Annotated in this window: 1 protein-coding gene; it reads left to right on the top strand. The window is 32.8% G+C overall.

Annotated features, from left to right (window positions below; genetic code table 11):
- The first annotated feature begins 88 nt into the window (after positions 1-88).
- Positions 89-586, top strand: a complete 498-nt coding sequence (locus E1140_RS00100) for a glycine-rich domain-containing protein (RefSeq protein ID WP_155177930.1) — start codon at positions 89-91, stop codon at positions 584-586.
- The last annotated feature ends 42 nt before the right edge of the window (positions 587-628 follow it).

Raw genomic sequence — 628 nt, 5'->3', positions numbered from 1 at the left:
CTGTAAAAGATTGATTAACAAACAATCTTTTATGAAAGTAAAAGCACACCATTAAGATTTAATCTATCACTATTCCAATATTATAGTTATGGCTTTACTTGAACAAGAATTAGACACTATTGATAATGAATCATTAGAGTGCGAAAATGAAGAAAACATTATATATGGTTTTATGGATCGATATGATGTAAACTACGATGAAGCAAAAGAGATTTTTGAAGAGACCAAGAAATGGCTCTACCTGGCATCAAAGTCCGAAGACAGCGTCTTTATAGATAAGCCGCTACAAATTATTGATGAGATGTGGCATACTTTCATTCTGCACACCCGTCAATATTACGACTTTTGCTTAACTAATTTCAAGAAGCTTATTCATCATCAACCTACTCCAAGGTATGAAAAGGAGGCATTTGCTTTGGCGTTAGAAGCAAACCCAACTCGTTTAATGTCAGAGCATGAAGAAAAGATGAAGAAACAATTTAGTTTAATCTATGATCATTTAGGGCCTAAAACTCTGATGAAATGGTACGAGACCCTTCCTCAGAAATATTCAAGCGAATACATCAATTCAATAAAAAAAGCTTAGTAATTATCTCCTAATAAAAGAGCCGTTACAAAATATTTTGTA

The sequence above is a fragment of the Fulvivirga lutimaris genome (assembly GCF_009711525.1).
Lineage (GTDB): Bacteria > Bacteroidota > Bacteroidia > Cytophagales > Cyclobacteriaceae > Fulvivirga > Fulvivirga lutimaris.
Note: the sequence above shows the minus strand (reverse complement) of the source record. Positions and strands in the feature narration are given on the sequence as shown.